25 protein-coding genes, 4 tRNA genes and 1 riboswitch are annotated in these 25,699 nt (G+C 62.0%); of the genes, 13 read left to right on the top strand and 16 right to left on the bottom strand.

Annotation, left to right across the window (positions count from 1 at the left end):
• Nucleotides 1-57 precede the first annotated feature (57 nt).
• Both G8767_RS02765 and G8767_RS02760 read left to right on the top strand, forming a co-directional pair.
• On the top strand, nt 58-1,593 hold the full coding sequence (locus G8767_RS02765; protein ID WP_166809260.1) for a CYTH and CHAD domain-containing protein: 1,536 nt from the start codon (nt 58-60) through the stop codon (nt 1,591-1,593).
• A gap of 49 nt (nt 1,594-1,642) precedes the next feature.
• A complete protein-coding gene (locus G8767_RS02760) occupies nt 1,643-2,533 on the top strand; it encodes a universal stress protein (protein ID WP_095968708.1) in 891 nt (296 codons plus the stop codon).
• Between the two features lie 53 nt (nt 2,534-2,586).
• On the opposite strand, the gene G8767_RS02755 is transcribed toward G8767_RS02760, so the two are convergent.
• Nucleotides 2,587-3,327 carry a VIT family protein gene (locus G8767_RS02755; RefSeq protein WP_095968707.1) on the bottom strand — a complete coding sequence of 247 codons (741 nt, stop codon included), beginning with the start codon at nt 3,325-3,327 and terminating at the stop codon, nt 2,587-2,589.
• Between the two features lie 131 nt (nt 3,328-3,458).
• Here G8767_RS02755 and G8767_RS02750 point away from each other — a divergent pair, with 131 nt between their 5' ends.
• On the top strand, nt 3,459-4,217 hold the full coding sequence (locus G8767_RS02750) for an SDR family oxidoreductase (protein ID WP_166809259.1): 759 nt from the start codon (nt 3,459-3,461) through the stop codon (nt 4,215-4,217).
• A gap of 3 nt (nt 4,218-4,220) precedes the next feature.
• Here G8767_RS02750 and G8767_RS02745 read toward each other — a convergent pair whose 3' ends face one another.
• The 10 genes from G8767_RS02745 to G8767_RS02700 all read right to left on the bottom strand — a co-directional run bounded on the left by G8767_RS02745 (nt 4,221) and on the right by G8767_RS02700 (nt 13,854).
• A complete protein-coding gene (locus G8767_RS02745; protein ID WP_007733896.1) occupies nt 4,221-4,853 on the bottom strand; it encodes a TetR family transcriptional regulator in 633 nt (210 codons plus the stop codon).
• 115 nt (nt 4,854-4,968) lie between these two features.
• On the bottom strand, nt 4,969-6,468 hold the full coding sequence (gene ftsW / locus G8767_RS02740) for a putative lipid II flippase FtsW (protein ID WP_235170186.1): 1,500 nt from the start codon (nt 6,466-6,468) through the stop codon (nt 4,969-4,971).
• A 101-nt stretch (nt 6,469-6,569) separates the two neighbouring features.
• Nucleotides 6,570-7,994, bottom strand: a complete 1,425-nt coding sequence (locus G8767_RS02735; RefSeq protein WP_166809481.1) for an MFS transporter — start codon at nt 7,992-7,994, stop codon at nt 6,570-6,572.
• Between the two features lie 6 nt (nt 7,995-8,000).
• Complete coding sequence (locus G8767_RS02730) at nt 8,001-9,395, bottom strand: NtaA/DmoA family FMN-dependent monooxygenase (RefSeq protein WP_166809258.1); 1,395 nt, start codon at nt 9,393-9,395, stop codon at nt 8,001-8,003.
• A 29-nt stretch (nt 9,396-9,424) separates the two neighbouring features.
• Nucleotides 9,425-10,504, bottom strand: coding sequence for an LLM class flavin-dependent oxidoreductase (locus G8767_RS02725; protein WP_166809257.1), 1,080 nt, complete (start codon nt 10,502-10,504; stop codon nt 9,425-9,427).
• A gap of 4 nt (nt 10,505-10,508) precedes the next feature.
• Nucleotides 10,509-10,604, bottom strand: a riboswitch (SAM riboswitch).
• Nucleotides 10,605-10,788: 184 nt separating this feature from the next.
• The gene (locus G8767_RS02720; RefSeq protein WP_166809256.1) at nt 10,789-12,417 is read right to left on the bottom strand and encodes an ABC transporter substrate-binding protein; all 1,629 of its coding nucleotides are present in this window, start codon (nt 12,415-12,417) and stop codon (nt 10,789-10,791) included.
• A gap of 245 nt (nt 12,418-12,662) precedes the next feature.
• Nucleotides 12,663-12,736 (bottom strand) — tRNA-Phe (locus G8767_RS02715).
• 70 nt (nt 12,737-12,806) lie between these two features.
• Nucleotides 12,807-12,880 (bottom strand) — tRNA-Asp (locus G8767_RS02710).
• A gap of 135 nt (nt 12,881-13,015) precedes the next feature.
• Nucleotides 13,016-13,088, bottom strand: a tRNA-Glu gene (locus G8767_RS02705).
• 112 nt (nt 13,089-13,200) lie between these two features.
• Nucleotides 13,201-13,854, bottom strand: coding sequence for a TetR family transcriptional regulator (locus G8767_RS02700; RefSeq protein ID WP_019745065.1), 654 nt, complete (start codon nt 13,852-13,854; stop codon nt 13,201-13,203).
• A gap of 405 nt (nt 13,855-14,259) precedes the next feature.
• On the opposite strand from G8767_RS02700, the gene G8767_RS02695 reads away from it, so the two are divergent.
• The 3 genes from G8767_RS02695 to G8767_RS02685 all read left to right on the top strand — a co-directional run bounded on the left by G8767_RS02695 (nt 14,260) and on the right by G8767_RS02685 (nt 16,230).
• A complete protein-coding gene (locus G8767_RS02695) occupies nt 14,260-14,757 on the top strand; it encodes a MarR family transcriptional regulator (protein ID WP_166809255.1) in 498 nt (165 codons plus the stop codon).
• Nucleotides 14,754-16,145: an MFS transporter gene (locus G8767_RS02690; RefSeq protein WP_124567667.1), complete on the top strand. Its 1,392-nt coding sequence runs from the start codon at nt 14,754-14,756 to the stop codon at nt 16,143-16,145. The genes G8767_RS02695 and G8767_RS02690 overlap by 4 nt, the downstream gene beginning before the upstream one ends.
• A gap of 12 nt (nt 16,146-16,157) precedes the next feature.
• Nucleotides 16,158-16,230: transfer RNA gene (locus G8767_RS02685), tRNA-Lys, on the top strand.
• Between the two features lie 89 nt (nt 16,231-16,319).
• On the opposite strand, the gene G8767_RS02680 is transcribed toward G8767_RS02685, so the two are convergent.
• Together G8767_RS02680 and G8767_RS02675 are read right to left on the bottom strand one after the other, a co-directional pair.
• The gene (locus G8767_RS02680) at nt 16,320-17,171 is read right to left on the bottom strand and encodes an alpha/beta fold hydrolase (RefSeq protein WP_166809254.1); all 852 of its coding nucleotides are present in this window, start codon (nt 17,169-17,171) and stop codon (nt 16,320-16,322) included.
• A 62-nt stretch (nt 17,172-17,233) separates the two neighbouring features.
• On the bottom strand, nt 17,234-17,488 hold the full coding sequence (locus G8767_RS02675; RefSeq protein WP_166809253.1) for a hypothetical protein: 255 nt from the start codon (nt 17,486-17,488) through the stop codon (nt 17,234-17,236).
• A 446-nt stretch (nt 17,489-17,934) separates the two neighbouring features.
• Here G8767_RS02675 and G8767_RS02670 point away from each other — a divergent pair, with 446 nt between their 5' ends.
• Nucleotides 17,935-18,606 (top strand): hypothetical protein, encoded by a 672-nt coding sequence (locus tag G8767_RS02670; protein WP_166809252.1) that lies wholly within the window; start codon nt 17,935-17,937, stop codon nt 18,604-18,606.
• Nucleotides 18,606-19,802, top strand: coding sequence for a PrsW family intramembrane metalloprotease (locus G8767_RS02665; protein ID WP_166809251.1), 1,197 nt, complete (start codon nt 18,606-18,608; stop codon nt 19,800-19,802). The genes G8767_RS02670 and G8767_RS02665 overlap by 1 nt, the downstream gene beginning before the upstream one ends.
• Nucleotides 19,803-19,896: 94 nt before the next feature.
• Here the strand turns inward: G8767_RS02665 and G8767_RS02660 are convergent, their stop codons facing one another.
• Nucleotides 19,897-20,439: a TetR family transcriptional regulator gene (locus G8767_RS02660; protein ID WP_095968694.1), complete on the bottom strand. Its 543-nt coding sequence runs from the start codon at nt 20,437-20,439 to the stop codon at nt 19,897-19,899.
• A 121-nt stretch (nt 20,440-20,560) separates the two neighbouring features.
• Between G8767_RS02660 and G8767_RS02655 the strand changes: the two genes are divergently transcribed.
• From G8767_RS02655 to G8767_RS02645, 3 genes are all read left to right on the top strand, one after another.
• Entirely contained in the window at nt 20,561-21,034 is a 474-nt protein-coding gene (locus G8767_RS02655; RefSeq protein ID WP_166809250.1) for a DUF4334 domain-containing protein, read from the top strand.
• A 29-nt stretch (nt 21,035-21,063) separates the two neighbouring features.
• Nucleotides 21,064-22,152 carry an NAD(P)-dependent alcohol dehydrogenase gene (locus G8767_RS02650; protein ID WP_166809480.1) on the top strand — a complete coding sequence of 363 codons (1,089 nt, stop codon included), beginning with the start codon at nt 21,064-21,066 and terminating at the stop codon, nt 22,150-22,152.
• 84 nt (nt 22,153-22,236) lie between these two features.
• Nucleotides 22,237-23,436, top strand: coding sequence for a low temperature requirement protein A (locus G8767_RS02645; protein ID WP_166809249.1), 1,200 nt, complete (start codon nt 22,237-22,239; stop codon nt 23,434-23,436).
• 1 nt (nt 23,437) lies between these two features.
• On the opposite strand, the gene G8767_RS02640 is transcribed toward G8767_RS02645, so the two are convergent.
• Entirely contained in the window at nt 23,438-24,022 is a 585-nt protein-coding gene (locus G8767_RS02640) for a hypothetical protein (RefSeq protein ID WP_003940111.1), read from the bottom strand.
• Between the two features lie 45 nt (nt 24,023-24,067).
• Entirely contained in the window at nt 24,068-24,445 is a 378-nt protein-coding gene (locus tag G8767_RS02635; RefSeq protein ID WP_020908916.1) for an MmcQ/YjbR family DNA-binding protein, read from the bottom strand.
• 99 nt (nt 24,446-24,544) lie between these two features.
• On the opposite strand from G8767_RS02635, the gene G8767_RS02630 reads away from it, so the two are divergent.
• Together G8767_RS02630 and G8767_RS02625 are read left to right on the top strand one after the other, a co-directional pair.
• On the top strand, nt 24,545-24,991 hold the full coding sequence (locus G8767_RS02630) for a hypothetical protein (RefSeq protein ID WP_124567676.1): 447 nt from the start codon (nt 24,545-24,547) through the stop codon (nt 24,989-24,991).
• 99 nt (nt 24,992-25,090) lie between these two features.
• Nucleotides 25,091-25,684 carry a DUF937 domain-containing protein gene (locus tag G8767_RS02625; protein ID WP_095968689.1) on the top strand — a complete coding sequence of 198 codons (594 nt, stop codon included), beginning with the start codon at nt 25,091-25,093 and terminating at the stop codon, nt 25,682-25,684.
• The last annotated feature ends 15 nt before the right edge of the window (nt 25,685-25,699 follow it).

The raw sequence follows: 25,699 nt of genomic DNA, 5'->3' as shown, positions 1-25,699 counted from the left end.
CTGCGCCACCGATACCGGGAGGATGGAAGCGCAGACCGCACCGCAAGAGGAGACCAGATGAGCAAGACCGCTGTCGTACCCGAAGCCGTACGGGAGATCGAGCGCAAGTACGAGGCGCCGGCCGAGCAGGAAGTCCCCGCCTTGGGTGGACTTCCCGGTGTTGTCGGTGAGCCGGTTCACGACTCGATACAGCTCTCTGCCACCTACTTCGACACCGCCGACTACCGGTTGCTCGCCGAGAAGATCACGCTGCGCAAGCGCGAGGGCGGCGATGATGCGGGGTGGCACATGAAACTTCCCGCAGGCCAGGACACTCGAACTGAGATCCAGCTTCCGCCGGACGAGAGCACCGATGTCCCCTCGCCGCTGTCGAGTCTGATCCGGGCGATCATTCGCGGTCACGACCTGGTTCCGGTCGCCCTGATCATCACCGACCGGGAGCGCACCCGACTCAACGGCGAAAACGGTGTTCTGCTCGCCGAAGTGGTCTCCGACACCGTCATCGCCTGCAAGGCAGACGGTTCCGGTGAATCGACGTGGCAGGAAGTCGAGGTCGAACAAGGCGCAGGCGGACGAGATCTGGCCGACGCAATCGAGACGGTTCTACTGGACGCCGGGCTGGAGCGTTCTGCAAGTCCGTCCAAACTCAAACGAGCACTGGGTACTTCGGTGACCCCGTACGTCGGTCCCGAGATCACCACGGGCAAAGCGTCGAATCCGCGGATTCTGTTGCGCAATTACCTCGTCGAACAACTACGCGCACTGGTCGCAGCGGACCTCGGAACGCGTCGGGCCGACGACGAAGCCGTTCACGACTTCCGGGTTGCAGCTCGTCGCATCCGCAGCGCTCTTCAGTCCTACGCGGGCCACTCCCCCAAGACCGACGATCTGATCACCGACCTGCGGTGGATCGGTGGAAAGTTCGGTGACGCCCGCGACGTCGAGGTCCAATGGGAACGTCTGGTCGAACGCCTCGGCGAAATCGACGAGATGCCCGAACGAGAAGCTGTGCGTGCTCGAATCGACGAGTTCTTCTCGGCCCGCGGTGAAACCGCGCAGGAAACAGCCCTCGAAGCGCTCGATTCCGAGCGCTACACCACGCTGCTCGATCGTCTCGACGAGTACGTCGGCGACCTCGAGTTCGACACCGTCGCCCACCGTGTGGGAAAGAAGGCGTCGGCACGAGAGTTGGCCCATACCCTGCGCCACCTGGCTCACAAGGTCGGCAAGCGAGTCGATCACGTCTTCGATGCCGATACCCGCGCCGAGCGTGACGAGCGAATGCACCGCGCACGCAAGGGTGCCAAGCGGATGAAGTACGCGATCGAGGTCATGGAACCGGTGTCGAAGAGCCGAGCCAAGCGCGCCTTGAAGCATTTCAGCCACTTCCAGGACGTTCTCGGCGAACATCAGGATTCCGTTGTCGCCCAACACCATCTGCTCGAAATCGCGGCGGAGCAGGAACACACGTCTTTGACCAGCTTCGGATTGGGCATGGCCTATCGGCGAGAACTGGAAATAGCCGACGGGCAGTCAACCCTGCTCCGCAAGACGTGGAAGGAAGCCGTGAAGTCGGCGTCGTCACTCTGGTGACTTCGCCGCAACCAGTCGACCGATCTCGATCATTTCAGAGGGAGTAGACATGAACACACTTGCAGGACACCAGGATGTCGTCGCCGGCATCGACGGATCCGAGGCGTCCACGGCCGCGGCCCGGTGGGCCGCCTCGGTTGCGAATGCGGTGAACTCACGACTGATTCTGGCGCACGCCCTCCCGCAGGAGGGTCCGATCTACAGTCCCGCTGCAGTGATGTTGCAGTCGCAGTTCCTCAGCCAGATCCGCGAAGACGGCGAAGCGATCGTCGACGCCGCTGCCGCGGTGATTTCAGCTGAATTCCCGGAACTGACCGTCGAATCCGAGATCGCACCAGGCCCGGCGTCGACGCACATACTCGAATCTTCGGGTACCGCACGCCTGATCGTGATGGGGTCGACCGGATCGGGTGCACTGCGTTCGAGGCTGCTGGGTTCGACTGCGCTGAAGGTGGCAAATCACGCCACCTGTCCGGTCACGGTGTGGCGTGGTTCGGCGCAGAATCCCGGTCCGGATCAACGTCCCGTCATCGTCGGAGTCGACGGAAGTGCGTTGAGCAAGAAGGCCGTCGAGTACGCGTTTCGTTATGCCGATCAGTTCGACGCGCCGCTCATCGCCGTCCACACCTGGCAGGGCTCGTCCACCTTCCGCGAGGGCGGAGCGGGAATCCTCATCGACTGGGAGGCCGTCGAGCAGGAGGAGTCGGCGCTATTGGCGGAAAACCTGGCCGGTATGGCCGACCAGTACCCGGACGTGCCGGTCACCCGCATCAGTGAACCCGGCGCCGCTGCTCCCGTCATGCTCAAGTACGCGGACGATGCGCAGTTGATAGTTGTCGGAAGTCACGGGCGTAGTGCGATGGCCGGCGCCGTGATGGGCTCGACGAGCCAGAATCTGCTGCACCATGCGCCGGGACCGGTCATGATCTGTCGCGCCTGAATTGCTGTGCGCCTTTATTAACCCCCCGCGGTTAATAAAGGCGCACAGCAGGGTCAGCCGAGACCCGTGCCCACCAGCTGACCTACTCCGTACGTCACAGCCATCGCCAGCGCGCCGCCGATCACCACTCGTAGCACGGCTCTGGTCTTGCGGGCTCCGCCCAGCGTCGCGCTGATCGTCCCGGTCAGTGCAAGTGCGATCAGCACCGCGAAGAAGGCGATGGGCACGCGGATACCCGTCGGCGGCAACAGAATCGCGACCAACGGGATCGCCGCGCCGATCGTGAACGAGATTGCCGACGAGATCGCCGCATGCCATGGATTGGTGAGATCGTCCGGGTCGATGCCCAATTCGACTTCGACGTGTGCCGCGAAAGCATCGTGCTCGGTCAATTCTTCGGCGACTCGTCGAGCCGTCTCCTGGCTCAAACCCTTGTTCTCGTAGATCTCGGTCAGTTCCTGAAGTTCCGCCTCCGGTGTTTCGAGGAGTTCCTTCTTCTCCTTCTGCAGGAGTGCGCGTTCGGTGTCTCGCTGAGCGCTGACCGAAACGTACTCACCCAACGCCATGGACACAGCGCCGGCAACCAGACCAGCGAAACCGGCGGTGAAGATCGCGGAGCGCTCGGTTGTGGCTGCCGCAACACCGACCACGAGGCCTGCGGTCGAGACGATTCCGTCGTTTGCACCCAGAACACCTGCACGCAGCCAATTCAGGCGATTGTTCAAACTCGGTGCGTGAGGTTCGGATTCCCCACCGGGCGCCCCGTCGGTCAACTGCACACTGTCTCCTGACATGGCAACAGATTAGGACGATCAGTCCGGTTGCGATAGCAATCTGAGCCTGTCCTTCGCGCACTGATATATTCCGTCCAGCACCCCAACCAAGCATTTGTTAGGTTTGGAATCGGCAGACACCTGGAGGCATTGTGAGCGCAGCACGCACCGCTTTTGTCAGTGGAGGAACCGGCGGAATCGGGTCGGCGATCGCCTTGACTCTCGCCGAACGCGGACACGACGTCGCCTTCACCTACCGAAACAACAAGGACGCCGCCGAGCAGCTGAGCGAGCAGATTCGCGCGCATGGCGTAAGCGCCCACTCGTACCCTCTCGACCTCACCGACGAATCGTCGATCAACGCCGCCGTCAGCGATGCGGTCAGTGATCTGGGTGGGCTGACGACCCTCGTCCACGCTGCCGGACCGCACGTCCCGATGACGCACCTCTCACGCGTGACTCCGGCGTTCTTCACCGAACAACTGAACCAGGAAGCCGCGGCGTTCTTCACGCTCGTCCACACCGCCCTGCCTGCGCTGCGTGCATCCTCGGGTTCGGTGGTAGCGGTGACGACCGCGGCTACGGATCGTTTTCCCGTGCGCGACGGACTCTCCGCAGGCACCAAAGGGGCTGTCGAACAACTGGTTCGCGGATTCGCCGCAGAGGAAGGACGCTACGGCGTCCGGTTCAACGCCGTAGGACCAGGCATGTTGACGGACGGAATGGCCGAGCGTCTGATCAACTCCGCCGAACTCGATCAGGGCGCGCTCGACGTGACCATGAGCCGAATCCCGTTGAAGCGCTTCGGATCGGCCACCGACATCGCCGAAGCCGTATGTTTCCTCGCGAGCGACGCCGCCGGATTCATCAGCGGCCAGAAGCTCAACGTCGACGGCGGATACACCGTGTGAGTTCTATCCGCCCAACTTGCGAAAGACCAGGCGCACGGCAAGTTCGAGATGCGCCATCACTTCGTCTGTCGTCATCCGGCCGGCTACCCACGAGACGAGACTCGACATCCAGACGTCGTCGATGACCTTCACCGCGTCCAGTTGCTGCTGCGAGACTTCCTCGACGCCGATAGCCTTCGCGAACATCTCGGTCACGACCCCACCGAGTGCGTTGAGTTCCGGAGTCGCCGATGCGTCTGCGAACATGTACGCCCGAACCAACGCTTCGTAGCGGAGGTGATCGGTCTCGAGGACCTCCGTATTCTTGCGCAGCACAAACAGAATCCGGTCCGACGGAGTCTCGCCGGGGATTACAAAGTCCTGGAATCTGTCACGCAAACCCTCGAACATCCACAACAATGCGACGACGAGCATGTGGTTCTTGGACGGGAAATAGCGGTAAACAGTCCCGATCGCGACGCCGGCACGATCGGCGACCGATCGCATCTGCACCGCGTCGTAGCCGCCTTCGGAGGCGGATTCCATTGCAGCGTCGACAATCCGGCGAAAACGCGCTCGCTGCGACGGCGTCGTACGACGTCCGGTCACCGAGCTACGTTCGACCACCGACTGGTCTGCCTTGTCGCCACCTGCCATGTCCACAACCCTTATTAGACGTCGTCAATACCGACTCCTAATGTAGCCGCCCAACGCAATTGTCGGGTGCACGACTGCCCGCTTCCGAAGTGCCCGCCAGTGGAACCGGCCGAGATCAGGAAGCGCGACGGGGCCGATCGGATCGGCCGCGTCTACGTGGATCTTCCGACCAGTCACGCGATGGTGCGCGTCGGCCCGGCGCTGGAGTCCGGCGCCGGTCGGGTTGTGGCGCACGTCGCTCCGGCCTGCGTTGACCAGTTGGGACAGGCTGAGCGCGGCGAGCAGGCGGCCGACGCCGATCAGTCTGCGGTTTCTTGGCAAGGCCGAACCGCGGCTTGCCGAAGACCAACGGAATCCAACCGCGACCGCTGCTCTCGGACGAGGCGACGGCCTCCGGCTCGCGGAAGGCAGCGTGAGCGATCAGCCCGAACATCAGCAGGGTGGTGATCATCGACGTTCCGCCCGCCGAGATGAGCGGCAATTGCAGACCGGTCACCGGAATCAAGCCCACCACGTACGCGATGTTGATGAACGCCTGTACGACGATCAACGTCGTTGCCGTCGCCGTCATGACTTTGAGGAACGGATCGGTGGACCGCTTGGCAATCCGCAGCCCGACGATCAGTACCGCAGCAAAGAGAGCAACGACGATCAGCGCGCCGACCAGACCCAACTCTTCACCGATCACGGCAAAAATGAAGTCGTTGTGTGCTTGCGGGAGGTAGCTCCATTTGGCGTCGGACTGTCCCAGACCACGACCGAAGATGCCGCCGTTCGCCAATGCGTACTTCGCCTGGGTGCTCTGGAAGTTCAGGCCTTGCGGGTCGAGATCAGGATTGAGGAAGGCTTTGATGCGATCCGAGCGGTAACCAGCAGTAAGCCCGAGCACGAGAAACGCGACTGCGGAACCGAGTGTGAGGCTGATGAACGTCTTCATCCGGAACAGCCCGAACCACAGCACCGACATGAAGATGATGCCGATCGTGATGGTGGTTCCGAGGTCTTTCTCCAACACCACCAGGACCAGAACCAGCAGGGTCGTACCGCCGATCACCGGCAGCGCGCGATTGACGTCCATCCGCGCCTTCATGAACGACGCAACCGTCGCTGCGGACCAGATCGCCAGAGCAAGTTTGGCCAGCTCCGACGGCTGGAAGGAAATGCCCGCGATCACAAACCAGCTGCGCGCACCCATCTGTTCCGAACCGATACCTGGAATCAGCACCAGGACAAGAAGAACAAGACACAGGATCAGCAGCCACGGCGACGCTCTACGCATCGTTTCGGTCGGTAAGCGCACGACCGCCACGAACATCACCAAACCGATCGCCGCGAACATGCACTGCGGCCAGAATCTGGCATAGGACGTCCCGGACAGAACATAGGACTCGACGCCCGAAGACGAGAGCACCATCAGTAGTCCGAACGCGACGATCAGCACGACCAGACCGACGATCATGTGGAAATCGAACAGCGGCCGATTCGTCCAGAGCGCCGTTCGAGCACGGAAGGGCGTCGATGTGCGGTCACGTTTGTCCGACGATCCACGGGGCGAGTTAACTGGCTCTCCACTCCCGCGACCGTTGGGCTTGTCTTCACTGCGACCGGTCACCACACAAGTATCGTCCCACGACTCCTAACCCATGGGTAACACAAGTCCCATGAGTCACACGGGCTCGGCCTTCGAACGGACTCGACAACCTACGAAATGCCTGTTCACACCCTTCGCCGACGTCTGTCTGCTACCGCTGCTGCCAACGAGAGCGTCAACATGACCACACAAACGGCCAGCGCGATACCGAGCGCACGTCCGTATCCGTCGGTCGACGATCCGAGTACACCGAGATACAACCCCGATACCGCGGCCAGCGAGATGGTCGCGGACAGGCGCTGCGACAGTTGCAGGAAACCCGCTGCAACTCCGTTCGCGCCCGTCGGTGCATATTCGAGAGTCAGAACCCGATTGGGCGCGTCGACCAAGCCGCTGGCAACTCCCGACAGCACCGCCAGGACTACCAGCACCGGGATCAGATGTTCCCGCGGAATCACATTGACCGCCACGACGTAGCCGAGGATGACGAGGATCTCGCCGACTATCGCAAAAACCACCGCACTTCGACCGAACCTGGCGACCAACCGCCATCCGAAAGCCGACGTCAGTGCCATCGCGAGTGAGCTACCGGTCATGATCAACGCCGCACTCAGCGGCGCGAAGCCCAAACCTTCGATCAGATAGAGGCTGAGCACCGCGTTGACGGCGAGGATGGATCCGAACCAGAAGAGTGCAACCGTTGTACCCAGTCGGAAGCCCCGTGAGGCGATCAACGACGGAAGCAGTACCGGCGTTCCGCCGCGGTCGGCGTACCGCCGCTCCCAGAACCAGAAGGCAACGGCAGCGCCGAACGCGCCGATCAGGAAAACCGCGGCGACAGTGACACTGGTTCGGGTCACGATGGGCCACAACAGGAGCCCGGTCGTAGTCGCCAGCAGACACAGCCCGACCGGATCGATCGACGCGCCTGATCGGGTGGTCCGATCACGGCGCAGAAAGCGAAATGCCAACATCAGAGTGATCACGGCAAACGGCACATTGAGAACGAGAAGCAACCGCCATCCGAAGTCGGCGTCGGAATACTTCAGCAGAACGCCACCGAGGATCGGTCCGGAAACGCCGGCCAGCCCACCCGCGGTGCTGTACGCGCCCAACGCCTTCGCCCGAGCCTTTCCGGACACCCGGTCGGTGATGATGCCGAGCACCTGCGAACTGATGGTGCCTGCGCCGATCCCTTGCCCCAGCCGGGCCGACACGATCATCGACGGATCCGACGCACACGCTCCGAGGATTCCCATCACCGCGAAAATGCTCAGCCCCGACAAGAACAAGCGTCGACGCCCGACGACGTCACCGAGTCGGCCCGCCGGCACCAGGGCCAAGCCGAAAGTAAGCGAATAGCTCGCGAGGATCCACTGCACTTCGGAGGTCGACGCGCCCAGTGACGCACGGATGGACGGAACTCCGATTCCGAGCACCGCCGAATCGAGAAGAGTGGTGAAACCCGCGGCGACGCAGACGACAAGCTCCCAGCGGACGGCCGAATCGAGCTTGGTGGATTCGGCCGTCGCTGTGACCGTGTGAGACAGGACCCGTTACCCCGCAGCTTCGGACGGAGCCCGACGCGTGAGCGGCGGCCGCAGACCCAGGTGCTCTCGCAGCGTCGACGTGGAGTACTCGGTGCGATACGCCCCACGCTCCTGCAACTCCGGGATCAACCAGTCGACGATCTCGTCCAACCCGGTCGGCACCAGGTACGGCGAAATGTTGAAGCCGTCCGACGCTCCGTTGCGCACCCAATGCACCAACTGGTCGGCCACCTGGCCGGGAGTGCCCGCAAAACCCGAACGCTGCGAGGTCTCGATGGCGACCTGACGCAGGGACAGGTTCTTTGCCTCCGCGAGCGCCCGCCATTCACGCGCGATCGCAATGGGGTCGTTGCCGTCCCTCGCTGAACCGCGTGTCTCGGAAACCGGGCGGGCAACCGGATCTTCTTCGGGCAGTGGACCGTCCGGGTCTCGATCGGACAGATCCTTCCCCCACACCAGTCCGACCAGAGACAGGGCAGTCTGACCGGTGAACTGGCCTTCGAGGACCCACCGCGCTTTCTCCTCGACTTCGGACTCGTTCTCCGCCAACACGATCTGTGTGCTGGGCAAGATCTTGACGTCGTCCTCCGGTCGTCCGGCTCTACGCAACCGAGCCCGAATGTCCTCCGCGAAGTCGAGAGCGCCGTCGAAATGCGTCCCGTGTCGGGAGAATATGACATCTGCATGTGTCGCCGCGAAATCGCGTCCACTCGGCGAATCGCCTGCCTGGAAGATGACCGGATGCCCCTGGCGGCTTCGGGGAAGGGTCGGCGTCACGGAGATGTCGAACTGCGAAGTCTGCTTGCGTACGTCGCCGACGGCTCCCGGAGTCGACCAGTGCTCGGACGTGCGAGAGTCCGAGATCGCGTCGTCGGCCCACGAATCCCACAGTGCCCGCGCGGTTTCGATAAACTGCCCGGCACGCTCGTAGCGTAGGGCGTGATCGAGGAAGCCACCGCGACGGAAGTTCTCTCCAGTCCACGCGTTGTCGGTGGTCACCGCGTTCCAGCCGGCCCGTCCACCGGAAAGCAGATCGAGACCGGAGAGTCGCCGCGCGAGATCGGCCGGTTCGTTGTACGTGGTGTTCTGCGTCGCGACCAACCCGATCTTGTCGGTGATACCGGCGAGTGCGGCCAACTGCGCGATGGCGTCGGGGCGGCCGGCGATATCGAGGTCGAGAATCTTGCCGTTCTGCTCGCGGAGGCGGAGGCCCTCACCGAGGAAGAAGGCGTCGAACAGGCCTCGCTCGGCGGTGAGTACCAACCGCCGAAACGTCTCGAAGTCGATCTGGGAACCACTGGCGGAATCGGACCAGATGGTGGTGTGGTTGACCCCTTGGAAGAAGACGCCGAAGTGAACGTGAGCGTCGGGTCGAGGTACGGCGGAGCGTGATGCAGTCATGGCCGAAATGTCCTTAGCGCGAAGTCAAGTCAGGAGGAGTGGGCAAATCGATTTGCGGGCCGCTGCAGACCGAGGTTGCCCCTCAGAGTCGATCCCGGAACCGGGCGTCGCGTCAGCCCGGCCTTGGACAGCGCCGGAAGAACGAATTTGGCCAGCACCGGAAGGTCCTCGTCGATCACGAGAGCGTGGACATGAACCCCGTCGAGGTGCCCGGCCAACTCCCTCAGAACTACGGCCGCCTCCCCTGGATCCGCAGCGAGGAGCAGTCGTCCACTGTCGACGGCTTTCCCGTGCGAGTTCAGCTCGATCAACCGCTGCGCCGCAGACAGATTGGGCGTATCGAATGCCACATCGACCTCGGCGACCACCAATGACGCGCCCTCATCGCGCGCCTTGGCGGCCGACTGTGTAACAGCCTCCACCGAATCACCGGAAACGAGAACGACATCCGCCTGGCGTGGATCGATTTCTCCGTAGCGTCCGAACACCACCAACTGACCTTGCGGCGGTCGCGGAACGATTGCGGGCCCCTTCACCGAGAACGTGTCACCCTCGAAATTGACGTAATGTAGACGATCACGCTCGAGGAACCGTCCGCTGAGATAGTCACGGACGACGGCGTCGTCCTCCCACGAATCCCAGAGATCGGTCACGACCGTGACCGAATCCCGCTGCTCCTGCTGACGCGCCGACTCCGTTGTCACCGGAGCTCTCCCCCACGCCTTCGCCGCAGCTTCGTCTTCGACCGGAACAGCCAGCCAGCCACCGCGCCCACGGGAGGAGTAGTCGAGCGTCGCCAATTGCGAAGACGTGTGGAATGGTTCGGCGTACGTGGTCCCGACGACGGGGACCAACCCGATCGTGCTGGTCGTCGCCGCCACGTACGACGCCCGCGAGACGGCGTCGATCCGGCCGACGACGTCGCCACTCGGCGGAAGGATGGAATCGTCGAACGTCGCGAAGGTGAAGCCCGCATTCTCGGCAGCCGCGACGCGATCGCGCACGGTCTTACCCGTGAGCAGCTGATCCGGGCGGTGCGAACTTCGGCGCCAGGCGGCGGGGTGAGTGCCCTCGCCGTCCAGTTCGATACCCACGGCAAATACAGTCATGTGTCCTCCATCGGTCCTGGCGGTAGCACCCACACTGCGGTTAGGTAGCGGGTTGCTGCGGCATCATCGAGCCAGGTCTCTCAGCCACTCTGGATGGTGGATGCAATCTATGCGGGCCACACTGGACAAGTCAAATCACGCTTGACGAATCCTATTGACCTACAACCTATTTCAATTGAATCACACTGATCGAAAGGGTTGCATCGTTGATGCTGGACGTCGAAAGAGAACGAGCCCCGCCCGACTCGCGTCGGACGGGGCTCGCCTGGAGGGCAGCAGTTGATCTACTTCGCGCCCAGCCAGGCCTGGTCGAACAGCATGATTCCGGTAGCTGTGGGAACGACACCGTGAACGTTCTTCTGCCAGGCCCAGAACGATGTCAGCCCGCCGATCGGTGCGGACGGAACCGTCTCGTTCCACAGTGTCTGGATCTTGCCGATGACCGCCAGGGTCGACGAGTTGTCCTTGGCCTGTTGAAGATCTGCGATCAGCTGGTCCATCGCGGGGTTCGCGTATCCAGCAGTGTTCGCCATCGAGGTGCTGTTGGTCGTGGAGAACAATCCGAGATCGAGAATCGACTCGTACATTCCGATGCCCGCGTGCGCGAGGTCGAAATCGTGCTTGACGTAGACGTTCTGCACGATGTCGCCTGCATTGTTGGCCAAGATCAAGTTCACATCGAACCCGACGGCCTGCAACAGTGACTGCACGGCGAGACCGATCGCATGATCCTTGGGCTCACTCAGGACGGTGTAGTCGAGAGTGCCGTCGTACCCGTCGGCCTTTGCCTGATTCAGTAGTTCCTTCGCCTTCTCGGGGTCGTAGGCGATACCCGGTGTGTCTACATGCCATTGGGACGTCGGACCGAACAACTCCGAGCCCGGCAGTCCCTCACCATTTTCCACGCGCTGATCGATCAACGTGGTGTCGAGCGCGTAGCCGATAGCCTGGCGGACGCGAACATCCGAGCCCGGTCGGCCTTCACGGTTGTTGACGATCTCGGCACTACCGGCATTGAGCACGTCGATGTAGCCGGGGTAACCAGCGGACTTGGCGGAATTGATCGCCGACGTGAGGCCACGAATGTACGCGACATCGAGCTGACCGCTGTTCAACGATTCGAGATTGGCCTGCGGACCGTTGAGTGCGACCATTCGCAACTTGTCCAGCTTCGGAGCCCCGCCGTAGTAGGACGGGTTGGCCTTGAAAACTCGCTCGACGCTCGGAGTGAAGAGATCTTCGGTGAAAGGCCCGGCTCCGACAGCGGTGAACTTGTCGCCTTGCTGCGAACTCGGGGCGACGATCATCCCGTGACCGAGAGCGAGCATCGACGGGAAGCGCATCCACGGCGTCTTCAGCTTGAACACGACCGTCGTCGGATCGCTTGCCTGCGCCGATTCCACTGAAGCCAGCCAGAGCTCGGCGCCGTTGCCCTTGCCTGCGTTGTACCGATCGATACTCGCAATCACCGCGTTGGCGTCCAGGGTGGTGCCGTCGCTGAACTTCACACCGTCGCGAAGTTTCAGAGTCCAGGTGGCTCCGTCGTCAGCGGTCGCGAGCGATTCGGCAAGCTTGGGCTCGAATTCTCCGCTTGCAGTGTCGTAGCTCATCAAGACGTCGTAGACAGCTGCGAACGCCTCTCCACCGGAACCGCCGCGGGCGGCAGTCTTGGTCGGGTCGAGTGAGGGAACGAGTACCTGCACGCCGTACGTCATGGTCCCGCCGGCGACTGCACTCCCCGGATCTGGTTGCTCGTTGACCATGCCGGTCACGACGTCACCCGACGCAGTCGGTGTGTCGGTTCCGCTGTCGTCGTTGCTACTCGCGCAGCCCACCAACAAGACGCCGGCACCGAGCACCGCGACGGCGGCACGGCTCACTTTCCCGGTACGCCAAGATCTCGAGTGCGACACAGGTATTCCACCTCACTTCCAGTAGACGCGACCAGGGATCGGCCGCAACCGGCTAATAGTGAAGTTCGCGGCGGAGTGACGCACAGCACGTTCCCGGTGACCGGAAACATTCACGAAGGGATGGGCGCGTACTTGCCCAGATGGTCGCGCCGAAATGAAGATGGCGATTGGCATCGGAACACGAAAAAGCTCCAACCTCATGTTCGAAGAACATCGACGTTGGAGCTTGTTCAGAAGAATTGTTGTGGCCAGGGCCGGGATCGAACCGGCGACCTTCCGCTTTTCAGGCGGACGCTCGTACCAACTGAGCTACCTGGCCGGACGGCACCCGAACCGAATGCCTATCGCATTGCGTTGTTCTCAATCAAGAGACTGAGAACAACGCTTTGCGACCCTGACGGGACTCGAACCCGCGACCTCCGCCGTGACAGGGCGGCGCGCTAACCAACTGCGCCACAGGGCCTTGCTTTTTCCTTGCTGTGAAACCGTACTACATCTTCGAGCCGCTCCCAAACCACTGTCCTGGCCTGGCATTTGTGCATCTCAAAGCGTGTCGTGCGGGTCAAACCATACTGCATCGTTTCGCTTTCGCAAAACGTACCCCCTACGGGATTCGAACCCGCGCTACCGCCTTGAAAGGGCGGCGTCCTAGGCCGCTAGACGAAGGGGGCCCGCCGGATCTCTCCGAACTAGTACCCCAACGGCGTTCCGTTGGGAGCTTGGATAGCTTATGGCACGGCATTCGGAAATCACAAATCGCCTGGTCATGGCCAAAAAAGTGGACTATTCCGCGTCGGGGAACTCCACTTGCGGCCACCCGTCACGATGGAACTTCTCCAACCACTCCGGCGTGGCCATCGCTTCGAGCACCACTTCGAGGGACTCCTCGAACCACACGCCCAGATCGCCACTCGAGGCAATCAGGTCTGCCATGTACCGCTGGCCGGCAAGGCTCGCTGCCAGGACACGCGTGAATTTCTCCGGGTCGACGTCTTCGCGGAGCAAACCGTCGTCCTTGGCGCGCAATGCCAACTCGTAGGCGGTCTTTCCCCAGACCTGCCCGCCACCCGATTGCACATCCTTGTAGAACTCCGGCTCGATGATCAGCCGGAATTCCGCCTGCACGATTACCTCGGTACGGAAGACCTCGGCAATGTCGAGCACGAGCCCGTGCAAGGCGACGAATGGATCGAGGTCTGTTCTCTTGGCCCAACGATCAGTGATTCCAGTGAAGGTTTCGATAGCCGAGGTCAGAACTGCTCGCGCCAACTCCTCCTTGGACTGGAAATGAAAATACATGGCGCCTTTGGTGGCGCGGGAGCCCTCGAGGATCGTGTTCACCGACGCAGCTGCATAGCCGCGCTTGGCGAATTCGACTGCAGCCGCTTCGACCAGGGCGGCGCGGGTACGCCGCGCACGCTCTTGTTGACGTGCCATTGACGGTGTTGTGCCTCTCGCAGAGTTGGTACGCAGAATCGCCGTGATCGGCGCCTGTCATCCCCCGAAACTTCACAATATCCCCTCCAACACACCCTACGTAAGGACTAGAGCGATACCCGCCAAAAGTACTAGTCGCAATCGGCTGTTCGGGGGACAACAACCGACTTTATGCCCAAAAGACACCAAGTGGTATGGTTTTGGCCGCTCGGGTGCGCCGCAGGGGGTGCGCATCCGAGCTTTCTACTGTCGGAGGCTTCGGCAATCCGCCCCCGTGGACGGAATCAGTCCGCCTGCCGATGCACGGCAGTCTCAGAGTTTTAAACAACCAAAGCAATCATTTATTCCCACTTTTTCGCGCAAATCGGACTGGAAACGCTGAAATAACACAGTTAGACTGTCTAAATGGACGAACGTGGGGCTCGCAGTAAGGCACGAGACGACATCGACGTACTTTGGGACGATCTGGGTGCCTTCGTTCGGCGGCTGCGCACCAAACGCAACGACCACAAACTCACCCCGAGCCAAATCCAGGCCCTCGGCCACCTCGACCGACAAGGTCCGTTGACCGCAAAAGAGTTGGCCAAATTCGAGCGCGTCACACCGCAATCGATCGCCAAGACCGTGGCCGCACTCGAAGAGCAGGGGATTGTTACACGCAGTTCGGATCCGTCGGATGGGCGCGCGGTCCTGGTCACGATGACCGAACTCGGGATCTCGACCCTGGACGAAGACCGAAAGAAACGCACTGAGTGGCTGGCCGAGGTGATCGATACCGAGTGCACCGAAGCCGAGCGCGATCTGCTGCTGATCGCCGGCCGCATCCTGCGCAGACTCGGCCAGGATGCTTCCCCGGCATCAGCATCGACATCGACATCAGAGGAGTCACTGATGAACCCGTGACCGCCGTGGTCGAAACGCCGACGCCCCACACTTCCGTTCCACTGAAACTGAGTCTTGCTCTCGGCTCGGGAACCGTTCTTCAAGCACTGAACTCGTCGATGATTGCGGTGGCAATCGTCCCGATCGCCACCTACTTCGGTTCGAGTTCCGGTACAGCCTGGGTGATCTCGGCCCTCTACATCGCGACCGCGGTCACGGCCCCTGCGGCCGGGCGACTCGGATCGATTCTCGGCGCCAAACGCGTCTATCTCGCAGGGTTGGGACTGATCGCTGCCGGATCGATCCTCGGCTCGCTCGCTCCGTCGCTGGGTTGGCTCATCGCGGCACGAATCCTGCTCGGAATCGGCACGGCGACACAGTATCCGAATGCGATGACCGTCATCCGTGAATACGCCGATCGCCACCGGACTCAAACCCGTTCAGCGATAGCAACACTCACCATTTGCGCTCAGTCGGTCGTCGCGCTGGGCCCGACCCTCGGCGGATTGTTGGTCGGCACACTCGGTTGGCAGTCGATCATGTGGGTGAACCTCCCGCTCGTCGTCGTCACCGCCGTATGGGTCTTCTTCGCCGCTCCGAGCGACTCAGCTCTGCCCGACCGCGCCGGTGCCGCTGCGTTGTTCAAGTCTCTCGATCCACTCGGCATCGGCCTGTTTCTGGCCCTGACGACGTCGACGATGCTCTTTCTCCTCTCCCTCGCCGAGCATGCGAAGTGGTACCTCCTGCCATCGACGGCATTCTTCGCGTTCCTCTTCGTCTGGTGGGAACGTCGAACGGCCTCGGCATTCATCGACGTCCGTGCCGTCGCGCGAAACCGTGCACTGAGCATGACACTCGGCCGGACCCTGCTGACCTACACAGCGTTCTACTGCATATTCTTCGGACTCCCCCAGTGGCTACAGGTAGCCCGCGGAATGTCGCCGATCAGCGCGGGGCTCTTCATGCTCCCCGTCGCTGCGATCGGGATCTTCGCGACTATGTCCGCGTCGAAGGTGTACGGGAAATTCGGCGCACGGATCACCCTGCTGATCGGCACAGCCGCGTTGGCTGTCGGCGGGATTCTGATCGCCTTCGTCGAATCGAGTTCGACGCCGCTGGTGGCGCTCCTGCTGATAGCGGCGATCCTGGGCATTCCCAACGGCTTCAACAACATGGGAAACCAGAACCTGATCAACTCGGTGACAACCTCCGCCGACGTCGGGACCGCGATCGGCCTGTACCGAACAATCCAGTACATCGGCGCCAACCTTGCTGCCGTCGTCATCGAGTTGACCATGCGCGGAACCATCGACGACGCGGGTCTGCACCGCACCGGTGGAACCATCGCCGTCATCGGAATTGCACTTCTGGTGGGGGTGGTGTTTTCACGTACTCTGCGGTCCCGTTAGACTCTGCGCCGCGCCCCTATAGCTCAGTTGGTAGAGCTACGGACTTTTAATCCGCAGGTCGTAGGTTCGAGTCCTACTGGGGGCACAAACGCAGACCCGGCACTCCTCACACGGAGCGCCGGGTCTTCTGCATTCGTGCCACGTGAACGGGCGCCACATGAATTGCCGAACAGATCATCGAAGCAGAAACTCGAGGGTCACTCGCTCGAATGCCTGCTTGGCTTCGACCATCACCCAGTGCCCGCAGTTCGGGAAGACGTGCAGTTCGGCGTTCGGAATCAGTCGCATCGGAATCATCGGCATGTCGGGTGGGCACTGCCGATCGTCGAGCCCCCACGTCAGCAAGGTCGGGCACTGCACCTTGTGCATCATCGACCAGTAGGGCGGTGCGTCCGAGTTGGCCATCATCTGTTGCTGAGCAGCAAAGGCTTTGGACCCGTACATCGCAGACAATGCCTGATGCGATGCCGGGTCGTTGGCAGTTTCCCACCGCTCCGCGATCCGTTCCTCGGTGATCACGGCCCTGTCGTACACCATGCATTCGAGCCAGCGAACCAACTTGTCGCGACTGGGAGCGTCGGCGAAGTCCTGCAGGAGCCGCGTGCCTTCGCTCGGGTTCTGACTGAAGATGTTCGGGCCCACTCCGCCAATGGTGACCAGTGTGCGGACGCGGTCGGGGAACCTCATCGCGACGTTGACGCCGACAACTCCACCCATCGAATTGCCGATCATCGCAGCCGATTCGATTCCCAGCGCGTCCATGAATCGGATCACCGCCGAAGCTGCCGTGAGAACCGGATGCCCGTCGACGGGATCGCTCACGCCGAAACCCGGGAACTCGAGGATGTAGCAGTGGAAATGCTTCGCGAACACCTCGAGGTTCCCCCGATAGTTCCGCCACCCACTCACGCCGATCCCCGAGCCGTGCAACAGGATCAACGGCGGACCATCCCCTGCCTCGTGATAACGCAAGGTGCCTTTGCCTGTGGCGACTTCGCGTTTGGTCCCGTCATAGGTCACGTCCATGACCCGATATTAGAACGTGTTGCAGTTTCCGGAGCAGGAAACAACGAAGGCGGCCGGCGAGCTCAGAAGCATCCCCCGCTACCACGACGCCCGCTGCGATTCGTGGTCTTCTGCTCGCTCGGCTTCGGCTTTGCCGGCGATGCCTTCACGCAGCGATTCGGGCGCCGCACCTGCTCGAAGTGCCCAGCGTTCACCACATGACCGGCCACACTGACCTTGACCGGTGTGTCCGCGCGGGCGGTCCCGACTTGCGCCGATCCCAACGTCAGGGCGAATGCAGCCATGACAACCAGCGCCGTCTTCTTCGAGATCTTCATGTGTACTGCCACTTCGACACGGGCCACTCCAGATGCTGAACAGGTGCGCGCACCGAAGGAACACGCTGGGAGTCGACGATATTCACTTCGGGTGGCCGTCCGCGATCCTTTTGCTCACCAGCATCTGAACAGTCGACGACAAAAAGTTTGGCGGCACGTCAACATCCCGAGGGCGTCAACGAGCCGACGCCCAACGTACGCACCATTACTGAGAAATCCGTAAATCCAGGCGACCTCCTCAGCCGACGGTCGAGCTGCACCGATGCAAGTTCGGAAAGAAACAACGAGTTCAGTCCGCAGCCCGAAATATTCGGTTTGATAATTTCTTCACAGACAAGCTCACTCCTCGGATTCTCGGGGCCTGCCGATCTTCTCCGGCACACAGGCATCGGAAACTGTTGTGCGCGAACTCTTCAAACCACAAAGTCACGGAAACCGAGGCATAAATGACACACGCGAACATTACGGAACGGGAAGGACCGCCACGTGCCCGGTACGAACCCGACGACCGCTGGGTTCCGGTTGACCGGCGGTGGTTCGGCCTCGATCGCACGACCATCCTTCCGGCTGCCATCGTGCTGGCCGTCGCAATCGTGATGAGCATCGTCATCCCGCAGATCAACGACGCCGTCTCCTACGACGACCCGGTCGTCGCGGGCGACGTCATGGAACTCCAGTACGGCATCACCTTCGTTCCCGCTCCAGGCTGGGGAATCACCGACGGCGTCCGCGAGGCCGATACACCGGTGACCGGTTCGTTCCCCCCTCGCGCCGCGCTCGTGAACGGCGGAGCAATGTTCACCGTGTACACAGCGCCTTTCGCCGGAGACGCACAGGCTCTCCTGGAACAGATCAAGAAGACTTCGGATGCTCTCGCTACCGAGAAATCACTGCGCGTGAGCGACGATTCCTCGGCGATCACGACCGAGAGCGGCATCCGTGGCGTCCTGACCAGCTACTCGAATTCGTCCACGGACGGAGTGATCGCCGCATTCGTCGTCGACGGCAAGGGCATCGAGGTGCTCTCCACCGGTCCGAGCGACGTGGCTCCCGCGATCACCGACGACATCGCTCGCATGATCGTGAGCATCGGCCACCGAACCGGAGAGGGAAAGTGATGACCGCTCCCGCCACTCAGACGACCGACAACCTGATCACCGCTAGAGTCGATGCAATCGAAAACTCGGGCTGGGGACGGTCTTTCACCTTCTACCAGCCGCGCAACGCAGCCTTCTGGGTCTACCTCATGCTGGTGGTGACCGGTGCTTTCAAGCTTTTCTCGATGCTCTCGGCCTCAGCACCCGCCTACGGCGACGCCATAGCACTGTCGATCGTGCTCTTCGGCGTCTACGGTGCAGTCTTCTGGTGGTTCACCCATCACATCGACCGCTATGCACGCCAGCCGGTGAAGTTGATCGTGGTGGCCTTCCTCTGGGGGAGCTTCGCTGCGACGTGGGTCATGGCAGCGAACGCCAACGACGCGATACTCGCCTTGTATGCCAAGACGTTCGGACAAGCGTGGGCGAAGGACTGGGGCGCGGGGTTGACAGCGCCGTTCACCGAAGAAATCGCCAAAGGTGTCGGACTGCTCCTACTCGTCGCGCTGGCATCTCGCCTGGTGCGCACCGCCTTCGACGGCTTCATACTCGGCGCGTTCATCGGACTCGGCTTCCAGATCTTCGAAGACGTTCTCTACGCACTGAACTCGGCCGCGTCGCAGTTCGGGGCCGATCCGGTCGGTGCAGCGATGTCCACGATCATGCTCCGTATGGTCTTCGGAGTCGCGGCGCACACTCTCTACAGTGCAATCTTCTGTGCGGGACTGGTCTATCTCTTGGGGCGCCCCGCCGAACCACGACGAGTGGGGCGGGGCCTCATCTTGATGGCATCTGCGATGTTGCTGCACGGCCTGTGGGATTCGGCCGCTGCTCTGTCCCAGGGCAAGGCCATTCTTCTCTTCCCACTCTTCGTCGTCATGATCACCGCGGCGTTGGTCCTCGTTTTCCGAGTGTTCCGAATGACGGTTCCCCGCGAACGCCAGTTCCTTCGAGACGTCCTCACCCCGGAGGTCGAGCGCGGCGTCATCACCGTCGACGAACTGACGGCTCTGTGCGGCGACCGGAAGGCACGCAAGACATTCCGGAAGTCAGCGGCAAGCCACGCAGATCGCAAACGCAACGGGTACGTACTCGAGGCCGCCGCGGATCTAGCCGACGCACTGGCCCAGGCCCGCGGAACAGAAAGCGACCGAGTCGAATTCGCTCGATCCGAGGTAAGCCGTATCAGGAGTGGTCAGCCGTCGGTCAAGCTCTGACCCGCTCCGAACTGGAATTCAACGCCGCGTCCCCTCGTGCGAGAACACAAGGGAACGCGGCGTTGGCCATTGATCACGTTGCACATCCGGTTCGTCACGTCGCGATCAACCGCCGAACCGCCTCGACCGCCGCCTCCCGACGTCGAGGGACCGAACGAGACGACTTGAGCGCAAGCATTCGGACGATATCGGTGATCAACAGAATCAACTCCGTAGGATTCCACTCGGGGTCGATGTGTCCCTCGAGTTGGCCCTTGCGGATCTCGGCTACTTTGGGCCGGAACGTCTTGCTTCGTATGTCGTCCTCACTCATGACGTCCGGTGCTTCGAGATCCGCCCATTGCTGCAACCGTGCGTTCTCGGGATGCGCAACGTAGTTGTCGAAAAGCCGAGCGGCATAGCCCGGCAGATCGTCGCCACGAAGCGCTGTCTCCGCTGTGGTTTCGGACGTCCACTGTTCGGTGACGGCAGCGAACAACTCTTCCTTGCTTGCGAAGTACGCATAGAGACGGTCTTTGCTGGCACGCGCCTGCGCGGCGATCCGATTGATCCGCGCGCCGGCCAGACCGTGCGTGGCGAACTCGTCCTTTGCGGCCGCCAGGATGCGGTCCCTCGTGGCTTCCCCTGCTGAGCGCATGTCGACAGCCTAGAACGAATCGACCGTTGCCGAACCGTCCGGTTCGGCGTAGCGTGCGGAGTTGACGAACAGTTTGGTTCGCGAACTCACTTGACGCTTATCCGCCGATGCAGGGAGAGACATGAATCTCGACGAGGCCCGAACCACTTTCGCTCGGCTCCGTGCAGCGGAAAGTGGTGTATCTCCTGCAGAACTCGATGACGTGTGGGCCGCTCTGGACACCGTCGCCGCAGAAGACATCCTCGGCGAATGGAAAGGTGACGACTTCGCCACCGGTCACCGGCTTCACGAAAAGCTGTTCGCGAGCCGTTGGTACGGCAAGACCTTCAACTCGGTCGAGGACGCAAAGCCGTTGATCTGCCGAGACGAAGACGGCAACCTCTATTCCGACGTCAAGGGCGGCAATGGCGAAGCAAGCCTGTGGAACATCGAGTTTCGTGGCGAAGTCACGGCAACGATGGTCTACGACGGTGCGCCGATCTTCGACCACTTCAAGAAGGTCGACGACTCGACACTGATGGGCATCATGAACGGAAAGTCGGCGGTGGTTCTCGACGGTGGGCAGCACTACTACTTCCTGCTCGAGCGAGTGTGATTCGCGCCGAACAGAATTCGACGTCCTCCATGCAGATGACAGCGGCGCTCTCACACGGCCCACACTCCCCCTTCACACTCGACACCGTTGAAATCGACGAACCCCGCGCAGACGAGATCCTTGTTCGCATCGTCGCTACCGGCCTGTGCCACACAGATTTGTTCACGAAGTCGGTGCTACCGGAAAGGCTCGGCCCCTGCGTGTTCGGGCACGAAGGAGCGGGGGTGGTCGAGGCCGTCGGCTCGTCGATCGACAAGGTCGTGCCCGGCGATCACGTGTTGTTGAGCTATCGCAGTTGCGGTGCGTGCAGGCAATGTCTCAGCGGTCATCGGGCGTACTGCGAAAGCTCACACGCGCTCAACAGCTCTGGCGCACGCACCGACGGCTCGACGCCGATCCGGCGAGACGGAACCCCGCTACGGTCCGCCTTCTTCGGCCAGTCCAGCTTCGCGGAATACGTCATCACCTCCGCCGACAACACCGTCGTCGTCGATCCTGCGGTGGACCTGACCGTCGCAGCTCCGCTCGGCTGCGGGTTTCAAACCGGCGCCGGCGCGGTACTGAATCTGCTTCGCCCCGAGACCGACTCGACGTTTGTCGTCTTCGGAGCCGGCAGCGTCGGATTCGCGGCGCTGCTGGCAGCGAGAGCTGCCGGGGTTTCCACCCTGGTCGCGGTGGACCCGGTTGCGCAGCGACGAAGCCTCGCCGAGGAATTCGGCGCTGTGACCGTCGATCCGACCACCGAGGACGCGGTCGAAGCGGTGCGAGCCGCCACCGACGGGGGTTCGACGCATTCCCTCGACACCACCGGCATCGGCGCCGTGATCAACCAGGGAATTGCCTCGCTTCGTGCGCGGGGAACACTGGCAGTGGTCGGACTCGGAGCGTCCGCACTCGAGGTGAACATGGCCGACATCATGTTGAACGGAAAGACGATTCGAGGATGCATCGAGGGCGAATCCGAGATCACGACCTTCATTCCCGAACTCGTCGAACTCTTCACCGAGGGCAGGTTTCCGATCGACCGTTTGGTGACGCGGTACGCGTTCTCCGACATCAACAAAGCCGTGGAAGATCAGGCGTCGGGCCGCGTCATCAAGCCCGTTCTCGTGTGGTGAAGGTCGAAATGTCTCATTCGTCGACCCGACGGGATTCGTCCTAGACTGCGCTCCTGCACTACTCGGCGGAGCAAGGTGGGGACGATGACAGAACACACCAGTACGGGGGCCGGCCACGGCCGCGCGGTTATGCCGATAATCCGGATGCGCGCACGCAGCCGCGACGAGAACCATCGCGCGTCGACTCCACTCGAATTGTTCTTCGACCTGTGTTTCGTGGTGGCAGCCGCGCAAGCCGGAGTCCAACTGGTGCACGCAGTTGCCGAGGGCCACTACGCCGACGGCATCGCCGGTTACATGTTCGTCTTCTTCGCACTGTGGTGGGCGTGGGTGAACTTCACCTGGTTCGCATCTGCCTACGACACGGACGACGTCCCCTACCGGATCGCGACCTTCGTACAGATTTGTGGCGTGCTCGTCTTCGCCGCCGGGATCCCCGACGCATTCGACGGGACCGACCGTACGACGGCCATCGTCGGCTACCTCATCATGCGAATTGCGCTCACCTGCCAATGGCTTCGAGCCGCCAGCGGTGAAACCGGTGCAGCGCGAACCACTGCTCTGGAATACGCTGCCGGGCTCGTGATCGTCCAGGCCGGCTGGATCGTGCTGCTTCTGATGCCGGCGTCGGCGTGGATACCCGGATTCTTCGTTCTCATGATCGCCGAACTCGCGGTGCCGGCAATAGCCGAACGCAACCACCAGACGCCGTGGCACCCGCAACACATCGCCGAACGCTACGGCCTCTTCACCATCATCATGCTCGGCGAAACCATTGCTGCCGCCACCATCGCAGTCCAATCCGGCATTCGTGATTTCGACGCCGCCGACCTCCTGATACCGATTGCCGTCGGCGGAGTTCTGATCGTGTTCTCCGCGTTGTGGATCTACTTTGCCGTCCCGATCCACGAGTACCTCGCCGACCAAGGCAATCGCGCCGTCCTGTTGTGGGGATACGGGCACTACTTCGTATTCGGATCTGCTGCGGCCATCGGCGCCGGCATCGAAGTAGCCGTCGAGGAAGCAGTGGGCGAAGCGCACATTTCGACGTTCGCAGCATCTGCCGCGGTCACGATCCCGGCCGCGATGTTCCTGATCTTCGTGTGGCTCATGCACTCACGCCACTTCAAGCGCGACAGGATCGAGCAGGCTGTACTACCGGCGAGTGCCATCCTGGTTCTCGCCTGCACGTTCGCCGGCCACTGGGCGGTCCCGCTCGCCGGACTGGTGGCGGCGGGAACCGTCGGAGTCGGTGTCGGCCTGAGTACTCGGTCGAAGAGCTGACTCAGATTTCGGGAGCCGGTGCCTCGCCTTTGCTCTGCGGCTCGTGCTGCTTGAGTTCACCGCGCATCTTGTCGAGATCCTTGCCACGCTTTTTGTACATGTAGCCGAGCGCCACAAGTCCCAGGAACAACGCAACGCCGAGGACGGCACCGACAACCGAGGCTCCGCGGAAGCCTGGGCCGTCGACGTCGAGGATCCGCTCGCCCGCATGCGCCGCGTTGTTGTTGCCGAGGACAACTGTCAGAGAGAGCAGGTTCGGCAGCGCGAAGATCACTCCCAACGCGAGGGCGGTGATCTGCATGATCCGCGCGTGCTTACGCTTGCGCACCTGCCAGACCGCGCGGAAGAAGATCAGCGGGACCAGCGTGCACACGAGACCGAACAGAAGTCCCCACGCGATACCGGCGCTGAAACTGCCGTTTGCGAGCGACGCAATACGCTGCGCCCACCAACGCGGAAGGAAGGCGGCGAGGATGAAGTACGCAATGACCAGGACCACCGCCATCACTGCGATCCCGATGGCCTTCTTCGCCCACGGCGGCATGCCCGGTTTTGCGGTGGCCGGTGAAGTTTCCGGTGTCGTCATGACAAATCCTCGTCTAGTCGGCGTCTGTACTGACGAATCTATCCGTTACGGGCGTTCCTCATCCGCATCGAGAACGATCCGGGCAAGCCGCTTCGGTGCAACGAGGGTGAACGAGGTGTAGATCCACTCCTCCAGTTGCGACCATTTCTCCTCGGAAACGTCGGTGCCGATGTCGAGTGCAACCCACCCGTGACGACCGAGACCATAGCCGGCAGCACTTGCGCCTGGTTCGGTGGCCACCACCGCTTCGGCTTCCTCCTTGCTCAACTTGACGGTCAAGGAGGTGGCTTCGAGATTGCAGAACACGAAGTTCTTGCCCCGGACCCGGAAGGTCGGGTGTCCGTCCCACGCTTCGATGTCGACGCGCTCCGCCTCCGGCAGGGACAACGAGATCTCTTCGAGTCGACGCATGTTGTCGGGCATGGAGACGATTCTGCACGCTCGATACCGAGCTTGACACCCGCGACACAGCTAGGCTCGGCGACGACCGCGTCACCGAACTCCGAACACAGGGAGACTGGCATGCGCACGTTAGTTCATCTGGTTCTGCTCATTTGTGGAATCGCCGTTGCCGTCGGCTCGTTCATGTACGTACTGGCCGGGGTCAAACCCAACAATGTTCGCCTCGAGGACCTGAGGGACGGCTTTCCGGCCGGGTGGGCAATCGAGCAACTCGGCGATCAGTCCGTGACCTTCTACCGGTCGATGGCGATACTTCTGCTCGCTTCAGCCGTATTGATTCTGATCGCCGCATTGTTCGGTTCTCGTATTGCGGCGTGGATCGGAATCATCGTGGGATTGGGAACTCTGGGCACGTTCTACTACCGAGTGAACGACCAATTCGACAATGTCATCAGGGAAAACTACTCCACGATCCTGACAAATCAGACAGGATTCATCTTGACGGCCGGCGGACTGATTCTCGCACTCCTAGCGTGTCTGGTCCCCCGCGAGAAGACCCGAGCCTGACCGCTCGGCAACCGGAGGGTTACCGTCGACGCCGACATTCACTAGTGTCTGCAACAGCCGGGTACTGACGAGTAGTACCCCAGAAGAGGTAGGGCATCAATGGCATCGCTTGACGACCTTCTATCCCAGATCCCCATCGACCAGATCGCGCAGCAACTCGGCGTGGACCAGGCAACTGCCGAATCGGCGGTCAAGACTGCACTTCCGACCCTCGTCGGCGGCCTCGGCGCCAACGCGCAGGATCCCGCAGGCGCAGCCTCGCTGGAAAGCGCGTTGCAGTCGCACGCCGACACCAGCCTTCTCGACGACGGCGTCGACATCAGCAAAGTCGACACCGCGGACGGTCAGAAGATCGTCTCGAACATCTTCGGCGGCAACACCGATCAGGTCGCCAGCGCACTCGGCGGTGTCGGCGGCGGGGGTGGAAACGATCTGGTGAAGCAGTTGCTGCCGATCCTCGCTCCCATCGTCCTGGCTTACCTCGCCAAGCAGTTCACCGGTGGCGGAGCCGGCGCGCAGACCCAGGCCTCCGGCGGCGGCGGACTCGGGGATCTCCTCGGCGGAATTCTCGGCGGTGGCGGTAATTCCGGCGGCGGCATCGGCGGCGCACTCGGCGGCATCCTGGGTGGATCCGGCGGCGGCGGTGGCCTCGGCGACCTTCTCGGTGGCCTCCTCGGCGGCGGCAAGAAGTAGGACGCTGAACAGATT

Origin of the sequence: Rhodococcus sp. IC4_135, from assembly GCF_011602025.1 — a bacterium.
GTDB lineage: Bacteria > Actinomycetota > Actinomycetes > Mycobacteriales > Mycobacteriaceae > Rhodococcus_F > Rhodococcus_F baikonurensis.
This window is presented reverse-complemented; position numbering and strand designations above follow the sequence as displayed.